Raw genomic sequence first — 8,263 nt, 5'->3', positions numbered from 1 at the left:
GGCAAGATGTGGAAGTGGTGTGAGCCATTAAGCTAACTTGTACTAATTACCCGTGAGGCTTAACCATACAACGCCAAACGCGTTTTATGCGACAGTTTGACAGAAGTTAATATGACTAAAGTAGAAATTACTTAAAGAAAGACTTAAAAAATATTATCAGATATTTTCCAAATTCAGTTAATGCGTAGAGATACGAATTAACGCCCAAATTTGCTTGGTGACAATAGCGTTTTGGACCCACCTGATTCCATGTCGAACTCAGTAGTGAAACGAAACAGCGCCGATGATAGTGTAGCATTTGCTATGTGAAAGTAGGACATTACCAGGCTTCAAATTGTAGAGACCCGTTACAGCAATGTGACGGGTTTTTTGCTATCTGGGATTTAATAAATAGCCAAGAGCCCAAACCGCACTCAGCAGTGAAACAAAACAGCTCGAAGGCGAGTCCCGCGGAAGGTCTCCCTGACACAAAGATAGTGTAGCATTTGCTATGTGACTTTCTACCGCTGTGGGCACTACGACATCCTACTGCGTAGCGCACCGACTTCAAATTGTAGAGAGCCCGACTAGAAATAGTCGGGCTTTTTTTACGTCTGCAGAAAAGTAAGATACACACTCATTTAAACTCATCACGTAGGTCGGTCGAGCGTAGTGACTACCGACGCTAAAATCACATCGGTAATAGCTATAGTGTTCTTATTTCACGAGCTGGATTACCCGCTACTACGGTATTAGCCATTACATTTTTAGTAACCACAGCACCCGCACCCACAATACTATTTTCGCCTATATTAACTCCAGCAAGAATAATAGCGCCTGCGGCAATCCATACGTTATTGCCTAACGCGATAGGTGCTGCAAAGTTTTCCTTATTAAGCCTTTCTGCTGGATTAGTAGCATGTGACACAGCTAAAAGCTGAACGTTTGGGCCTATTAAGCAGTCATCACCAATGGTGATTGAGTGATTGGCTAATGGCGAGTCGAGAAGTGTGCAATTAATATTTATAAAAGTACGATCACCAATAACTATTTGATTGCCATAATCGCAATGAAACCCTGACTCTATAATTACCCCTTCACCGCATTGCAAAAATAATTCTTTAATACGCTTTAAATTACCTTTACTCGGGCTTTTATTAAATAGGCGGCATATCTCACCAGTTTGTTTGCGTAGAGCTAAAAGCGTTTTATCTAAGCTGTTAAATACTTGCATTAAGGGTTCTTTGATTAGTTAAGTGATACTACGACTATTTTACCTTTATTATTACTTGAAGAAAGCTGCTTTATTTTTACTCATTCACTTGCCATTTAGGTTGTTTCGTTTAAAATCGCATAACTTTCGAAATGAAACTTAATTCACGAGCTTTATGACTAAACGAAACACACAGCAGCGTCGTCACAATATACTGGTTCAAGTTAATGAATTAGGTGAAGTAGCCGTTGAAAAGTTAGCACAGCAGTTTCAAACATCTGAAGTAACCATTCGAAAAGATTTAACCGCGCTTGAAAAAAGTGGCTTATTGCTGCGCCGTTACGGCGGTGCTATTGCTCTGCCTAAAGAAATTGTTAGCGATGAAATAGATTCAAAGCGCAAAGTCGCAATAGCTAAGGCTGCAGCAAAACTTATAAAAGATCATAACCGCATTATTATTGATAGCGGGCGTACTACTGCTGCGATGATCCCCGAGCTTGCTGATAAGCGTGGGCTAGTTGTAATGACAAACGCAATTAAAGTAGCGAGTCGTTTATTAGCACTTGAGAACGAGCCAACACTTTTGATGACCGGTGGGACGTGGGATCCGCATTCTGAGTCGTTTCAGGGGCAAGTTGCCGAAAATGTATTATGCTCTTACGACTTCGATCAGCTCTTTATTGGTGCGGATGGTATAGATGTAAAACGTGGCACAACAACCTTTAATGAGTTAGTTGGTTTGAGCCAAGTAATGGCAAAAGCGGCTCGTGAAGTAATTGTAATGGTTGAATCAGATAAGATTGGCCGAAAAATACCAAATTTAGAATTACCGTGGAAAATAGTAACCACATTAATAACCGACGATGGCTTGGCAGACGAAAAGCGCAAAGCAATTGAGGCGTGTGGTGTAAAACTAATTTGCGCAGAGATTATTGAATAGTAACTACAAAGTGAGTTACTAGAATTAAAAAATTAATGGAGACACTATGTGTGGAATAGTTGGGGCAGTTGCAGAACGTCCAGTAAACAAAATTTTAGTTGAAGGCCTTAAACGTCTTGAATACCGTGGTTATGACTCAGCAGGCGTAGCATTGCTTGATGGCAACACACTTAATACTGTAAAAGCAGTAGGTAAGGTAGTTAACGTAGAAGCTGCACTTGAGAAAGCAGGCGTTAGCGGCCATACAGGTATTGCACACACACGCTGGGCAACACACGGTAGCGTTACTGAAGAAAACGCTCACCCGCATGTATCAAACAATCAGCTGGCACTTGTGCATAACGGTATTATTGAAAACCACGCAAGTCTGCGCGCATCGCTTAAAGAAGAAGGCTACGAGTTCTTATCTGAAACCGATACCGAAGTAATGGTGCACTTAATTCATAAGCTTTGTAAGCAGCACACTAGTTTACTTGCAGCAGTACAGGCAGCTGTTAAGCAATTTGAAGGTGCGTTTGGTACAGTTGTATTTGATAAAGCAAACGACAACGAAATCATTGTAGCGCGCTCAGGTAGCCCACTTGTTATTGGTTTAGGCCTTGGCGAAAACTTTATAGCGTCTGATCAGTTAGCACTTTTACCTGTTACTCGTAGCTTCATCTTTTTAGAAGAAGGCGATGTAGCGCGTATTACACGTGACACAGTAGAAATTTTTGATGAAAATGGCGACGCTGTAGAGCGTGAAGTGATTGAATCAAACATTACGCAAGATGCATCAGGCAAAGGCGATTACCGCCACTACATGCTAAAAGAAATCTACGAGCAGCCACTTGCAGTACGTAATACCCTTGAAGGGCGTTTAAACGACGATCGCGTAGCAATTGATGCGTTTGGCGAAAGCGCTCAGCAAATATTTAAAGATGTAAAACATGTGCAAATTATTGCCTGTGGCACGTCTTACCATTCAGGTATGGTTGCACGTTATTGGCTTGAGCAATTTGCAGGCGTTAGCTGTAATGTAGAAATAGCTTCTGAATTTAGATACCGTCAGTCGTTTGTTCATGAAAATAGCTTACTTGTTACTATTTCTCAATCGGGTGAAACTGCCGATACGCTAGCTGCATTACGCCTAGCTAAAGAGCAAGGTTACATGGCCTCAATGACCATTTGTAACGTACCTGGTTCATCGCTTGTACGCGAATCAGATCTTGCCTTTATGACCAAAGCTGGCGCTGAAATAGGCGTGGCTTCTACTAAAGCATTTACAACGCAATTAGTTGGTTTGTTAATGCTTACTGCGTCTATAGCTCAAGAAAAACAGCTTGATCAAAGTGCTATTGTAAATGCTATAAAAGTACTACCTGCTAAGCTTGAAGAAACATTACTGCTTGCAGATGGCATTGCAGACCTTGCAGAAGAATTTGCCGACAAGCATCACTCATTGTTTTTAGGTCGTGGCTCACAATACCCAATCGCGATGGAAGGTGCGCTTAAGCTTAAAGAGATTTCGTACATTCACGCAGAAGCCTACGCAGCGGGCGAGCTAAAACATGGCCCACTCGCACTTATTGATGCTGACATGCCAATTATTGTTGTAGCACCAAACAATGAGTTATTAGAAAAGCTTAAATCAAACGTAGAAGAAGTACGCGCACGTGGCGGCATTATTTATGTATTCGCTGATAAAGATTCACACTTTGAGTCAGACGACACAATGCGTGTAATCAACGTAAACCACACTGACGATATTATTGCGCCAATTGTTTACACACTGCCATTGCAGCTACTGTCATACTACGTAGCGGTAATTAAAGGTACTGACGTGGATCAACCTCGTAACTTGGCTAAATCGGTTACGGTTGAGTAAAATCAAGAAGTTTTTATTTATTAGTTAAAACTAAAAAGGCGCTCAATGCGCCTTTTTTTGTACCTCAAAGCCTGTTAGATTAAATAACACACTACTTTCTAAAGGGTTAGCTATGCGTTTATTAACTGCTATTTTTATATGTAGCTTATTTATAGTTTGTTCTAATAACACACTAGCAGAGCCTGATTTAAAACAGCAAACCATTAACTATACGCAACAAACACATACTATCAATTCAGCAATTTTAAATGAGCTACGTACCTTTGTAGTTCAACTTCCAAAGAGTTACCAAGCTAATCCAAACAAAGTTTATCCAGTTATTTATCGCCTAGATGGCGCGGGTAACATACCGCTTATAAGTGCTGTAATGGATCGACTGAAAAATAATAATCGTGCACCTGAGGTTATTATTGTCGCTATTGAAAACACCAATCGCTTAAGAGATTTATACCCCACAGTTAATAAAGAGCCACAAGGCCCGGTAGGTAAAGGCGGTGGTGCAGCAAAGTTTTTAGCATTTATTGAGCAAGAACTTATGCCTTTGATTAATAAAAGTTACCGTACGCACAATTATAATGTGATCGCAGGAGCGTCTGCGGCAGGCGTATTTTCGCTTTATACAATGCAAGTTAACCCTGAGCTTTTCCAAGCACACATTGCTTACAGCCCTGCCGTTTGGTGGAACTATGGCGCATCAGTAAAAGCGACTAAGTCGTTTATCAATAAATCAAAAGATCTGAATAACTATGTTTATATAAATATTGGCGAAGAAGCTGGCTTAATGCGTGAGCGATATAATGAGCTGCAGCAAGCTTTGCAATCTAATAGCTTGCCAAATTTACGCTTTTTCAGTGATGCATTTGATAATGTATCGCATAACTTAACATCGGCCGCTGGGGCATTTAATGCCTACCATAATTTGTTTTTACCCAAACAAATGCCAATGAGTGCTTTAAGCGATGATATAGAATCTATTGATGTTTATTATAAAAAGTTATCTCAGCAATGGGGGGAGCAAATAACACCTCCAGAGGCGGCTGTTAGGCAACTTGGTTACAACCTAGTAAATATGCAGCAATATGAGCGTGCTTTGGCAGTATTTAAGCATAATGTTAAGCATCACCCACAATCTGTTGATGCACTATGGGGGTTAGGTTATGGCTATGAATTAAAAGGTAATATACTACAAGCACTTATTAAAATAGAGGCTGCTTTAAATGTTGCAGATACCACATACCCCTATTTAAATGCCTTAAAAGAGACTAAAAGTAGATTGCAAACGCAGTTAAATAAAACTCAGTAATATAAAAGGGCAAAGCGCGGGGGGTAGCCTGCGCTTACAGTTACCTTTACAACACGCAGCTGTTATCTATGAAAACATTAAAATCACTAATACCTACTTAATAAGCGCTAAATACGCTAAAATTACAGGCTACTTTTTTAGCAATGAGCCCACAATTTTTATGACCTCAGCAACAAGCCCTAGCACTTTTTCCGAACTTGGCCTTATTCCAGAGCTATTAGCTCGTTTAACCGATTTGGAATATACCCAGCCTACGCCAATTCAAGCTAAGGCTATACCTTGTGTGCTTGCGGGCAGTGATTTAATTGCGGGGGCAAATACTGGCTCAGGTAAAACAGCGACGTTTGCTTTACCTATGCTACAAACCCTATTTTTAGAGCAGGGCGCTAAAAATACTGCCAGTAAAGGTAACTTTGTTACTGGGCTTATTTTGGTACCTACTCGCGAGCTTGCAACGCAGGTGGCCGATAGCGTTAAATCGTATTCTGCTAACTTTAATGGCGCAATTAAAACGGTGGCCGTGTTTGGTGGTGTGTCGGTTAATACACAAATGCAGGCACTGCGCGGCGGCGCCGATATTATTGTTGCAACGCCAGGTCGTTTGCTTGATTTAATCTCAAGCAATGCGATTAAGCTCGATAAAGTGACGACCTTAGTGCTTGATGAAGCCGACCGTATGCTAAGCCTTGGCTTTACCGAAGAGCTGGCTGATCTTTTAGCGTTAATGCCTGCTAAAAAACAAACCATGTTGTTTTCAGCGACCTTCCCAGAGCAAGTCACTCAATTAACGCAAGAACTGTTAACTAATCCTGTTGAAATACAAGTACAAAATAAAGATGAAAGCACACTTGTACAGCGCGTGTTTAGTGTTAACAAAGGCGAGAAAACCACGGTTTTAGCGCATTTAATTAAAACCCATAAATGGCGCCAAGCGCTGATTTTTGTAAACGCGAAAAAAGACTGTGAGCATTTAGCTAGTAAACTTGAAAAGCGCGGTGTTAATGCACAAGTTTTCCATGGCGATAAAGGCCAAAGTGAGCGTACTCGCGTAATAGAAAAATTTAAAGCGGGCGAAATCGAAGTACTTATCGCAACCGATATTGCTGCACGTGGTTTAGATATTGAGAAGCTGCCAGTGGTAATAAACTTTAACCTACCACGCAGCCCTTCTGATTATATGCACCGTATTGGCCGAAGCGGCCGTGCTGGTGAAGTTGGTTTAGCGTTATCGTTAATTGATTATGAAGATTTACATCACTTTAAAATTATCGAGAAGAAAAACAAACTACGCTTAGAGCGTGAAGAGGTTACAGGCTTTGCTGTAAACCAAGCTAACCTTGATGCTGCACAGGCGCTTAAAAATGAAAAGCCAATGGCAAAACCAGAAGGTACAGGCAAGAAAAAGAAAAAAAATAAAGCCGATGATATAGATGATGTATGGAGTGGCTGGCGCCGTAAGTAACAATAGAGCTAAATAAATAGCTGTAAAAAACCCGTAATTAGTAAACCTAATTACGGGTTTTTTACTTTGTGGCTTTAACTTAAAGCGTTAGTTTTAAATTAATGGTCGTGATCTTCATCTTCTATTTCTTGCGCAATACCCAACCAAGTAATTGCACTAGGAGCAAAAGTAAGCTCTAGCTCACTTTCAATTTCTAAGTCTTCAAGCTGCACTTGCACAACGTGCTGAGCAATAGGATCGGCTACATAAGCAAACTGACCATTTTGCGCCACTGCCAAGCTAAAGCTCATACCCTCAGGCATGGTTGATACATCTTGCTTGGTAATATCAACTTGGCCTTCAAGCTCCCAATGCATTTCGCCATCATGGTCGTGTGCACTAAATACATTTAAAAAGCCTAAGCTGTCTAATATTAAAAAGTGCTCGCCATGGGCAGAAAAAGAGTACGACACAGCACTTGCGCCATCGGCTTGTTGCCATTCTAGTTCTTCCATTTTAGCTGTTGCTGGGTTAATACTTACAATTATAGCTTCGCCACCACCGTGGCCAGACGCTACGCCAATAAAGGTCTCGCTATCTTCGTGGCCATAAATACTACCAATGCGTAAATCGCCAACGGCTGAAATGTTCGCTATTTTTTCTGCTTCGTATTCATCATCGTGCTGGTGGGCTAATAACACGCCATCGCTACAGCCAAATACTACGTAGTCGTGGTTTTGTGCCGCGCCATGTAAATCAGGGCACGTAACTTCTAAGGTTTGTTCAAGCTCGTATTCACCATCATGAAAGTGATAAACACCTACTTGGTCTGGCAATACTTTAGCAATCGATGTGCTTTCGCTGTCATCACGGCGAATGGTTGATAATAAATGCTCACCGCGAGGCTCTGCTACACCGTGCATATTAATATCGTAGCTAATACCAGGCAGGCTTGCTGTTGCGCTTGTTATGTTGTTATCTGTTAATACTTCAACAGAAGCAGCTGTGCCTGAGTCTGCATCACCATCATAAAAAACAGCTAATTGCCCGTCGTGAGCTATTAAGTGAGTAGGACGGCTGCCACTTGTTAACTCATAGCTGCTAGCCGCTGGTCTTTGCTCGTAATCGTGCAGGTGCTCGCCATGGTCTTCACGCCATAAACCACCATCAATAAAGCCTAAGTAATCTTGAGCGCGGCTAGCAATAACGGCATAACGAAAATCAGGTGATGACGACAGCGTGTTTGAATCATTCGTAAGGGTAAATGTTTCAAGTAAAGCGTTGTCATCTAGGTCATAAAAACTGGCTTCGTTGCTGTTGCCTGCAAGCACAGCTAACCTGCCTAATGAGTCAATTGTGTAGCCATCATCATGGTCGTGATCATCATTGTCATGATCGTGCTCGTCTTCTACAACAATAGGATCTTTTTCTACAATTTTAGTTTCTGCATCGCCACAGGCTGTAATAAATGTAGTGCTAATAGCCAGTGCAATAAGCTTTAATTTGTATAGTTTTTTCAT

Annotated in this window: 6 protein-coding genes and 1 rRNA gene; 5 read left to right on the top strand and 2 right to left on the bottom strand. The window is 41.3% G+C overall.

What is annotated here, in order from left to right:
• Positions 1 to 213: 213 nt before the first annotated feature.
• A 5S ribosomal RNA gene (gene rrf / locus H5117_RS12090) occupies positions 214 to 328 on the top strand.
• Between the two features lie 357 nt (positions 329 to 685).
• On the opposite strand, the gene H5117_RS12085 is transcribed toward rrf, so the two are convergent.
• Positions 686 to 1,213, bottom strand: a complete 528-nt coding sequence (locus H5117_RS12085) for a sugar O-acetyltransferase (RefSeq protein ID WP_182738062.1) — start codon at positions 1,211 to 1,213, stop codon at positions 686 to 688.
• A gap of 154 nt (positions 1,214 to 1,367) precedes the next feature.
• Between H5117_RS12085 and H5117_RS12080 the strand changes: the two genes are divergently transcribed.
• From H5117_RS12080 to H5117_RS12065, 4 genes are all read left to right on the top strand, one after another.
• Entirely contained in the window at positions 1,368 to 2,132 is a 765-nt protein-coding gene (locus tag H5117_RS12080; protein ID WP_182738060.1) for a DeoR/GlpR family DNA-binding transcription regulator, read from the top strand.
• Positions 2,133 to 2,178: 46 nt separating this feature from the next.
• The gene (glmS, locus tag H5117_RS12075) at positions 2,179 to 3,999 is read left to right on the top strand and encodes a glutamine--fructose-6-phosphate transaminase (isomerizing) (protein ID WP_182738058.1); all 1,821 of its coding nucleotides are present in this window, start codon (positions 2,179 to 2,181) and stop codon (positions 3,997 to 3,999) included.
• 112 nt (positions 4,000 to 4,111) lie between these two features.
• Complete coding sequence (locus tag H5117_RS12070; protein WP_182738056.1) at positions 4,112 to 5,302, top strand: alpha/beta hydrolase-fold protein; 1,191 nt, start codon at positions 4,112 to 4,114, stop codon at positions 5,300 to 5,302.
• Positions 5,303 to 5,462: 160 nt separating this feature from the next.
• Complete coding sequence (locus H5117_RS12065) at positions 5,463 to 6,764, top strand: DEAD/DEAH box helicase (RefSeq protein ID WP_182738054.1); 1,302 nt, start codon at positions 5,463 to 5,465, stop codon at positions 6,762 to 6,764.
• Between the two features lie 98 nt (positions 6,765 to 6,862).
• Here the strand turns inward: H5117_RS12065 and H5117_RS12060 are convergent, their stop codons facing one another.
• Positions 6,863 to 8,263, bottom strand: a complete 1,401-nt coding sequence (locus tag H5117_RS12060) for a 5-methyltetrahydrofolate--homocysteine methyltransferase (RefSeq protein ID WP_182738052.1) — start codon at positions 8,261 to 8,263, stop codon at positions 6,863 to 6,865.

Origin of the sequence: Pseudoalteromonas sp. SG45-1 (assembly GCF_014164135.1) — a bacterium.
GTDB classification, from domain to species: domain Bacteria; phylum Pseudomonadota; class Gammaproteobacteria; order Enterobacterales; family Alteromonadaceae; genus Pseudoalteromonas; species Pseudoalteromonas distincta.
Note: the sequence above shows the minus strand (reverse complement) of the source record. Positions and strands in the feature narration are given on the sequence as shown.

What these genes read in the sequence shown, in the direction of transcription:
- H5117_RS12080 (WP_182738060.1), top strand. Translation starts at nt 1,368, where the DNA reads ATGACTAAACGAAACACACAGCAGCGTCGTCACAATATACTGGTTCAA.
- H5117_RS12085 (WP_182738062.1), bottom strand. Translation starts at nt 1,213, where the DNA reads ATGCAAGTATTTAACAGCTTAGATAAAACGCTTTTAGCTCTACGCAAA.
- H5117_RS12070 (WP_182738056.1), top strand. Translation starts at nt 4,112, where the DNA reads ATGCGTTTATTAACTGCTATTTTTATATGTAGCTTATTTATAGTTTGT.
- H5117_RS12060 (WP_182738052.1), bottom strand. Translation starts at nt 8,263, where the DNA reads ATGAAAAAACTATACAAATTAAAGCTTATTGCACTGGCTATTAGCACT.
- glmS (WP_182738058.1), top strand. Translation starts at nt 2,179, where the DNA reads ATGTGTGGAATAGTTGGGGCAGTTGCAGAACGTCCAGTAAACAAAATT.
- H5117_RS12065 (WP_182738054.1), top strand. Translation starts at nt 5,463, where the DNA reads ATGACCTCAGCAACAAGCCCTAGCACTTTTTCCGAACTTGGCCTTATT.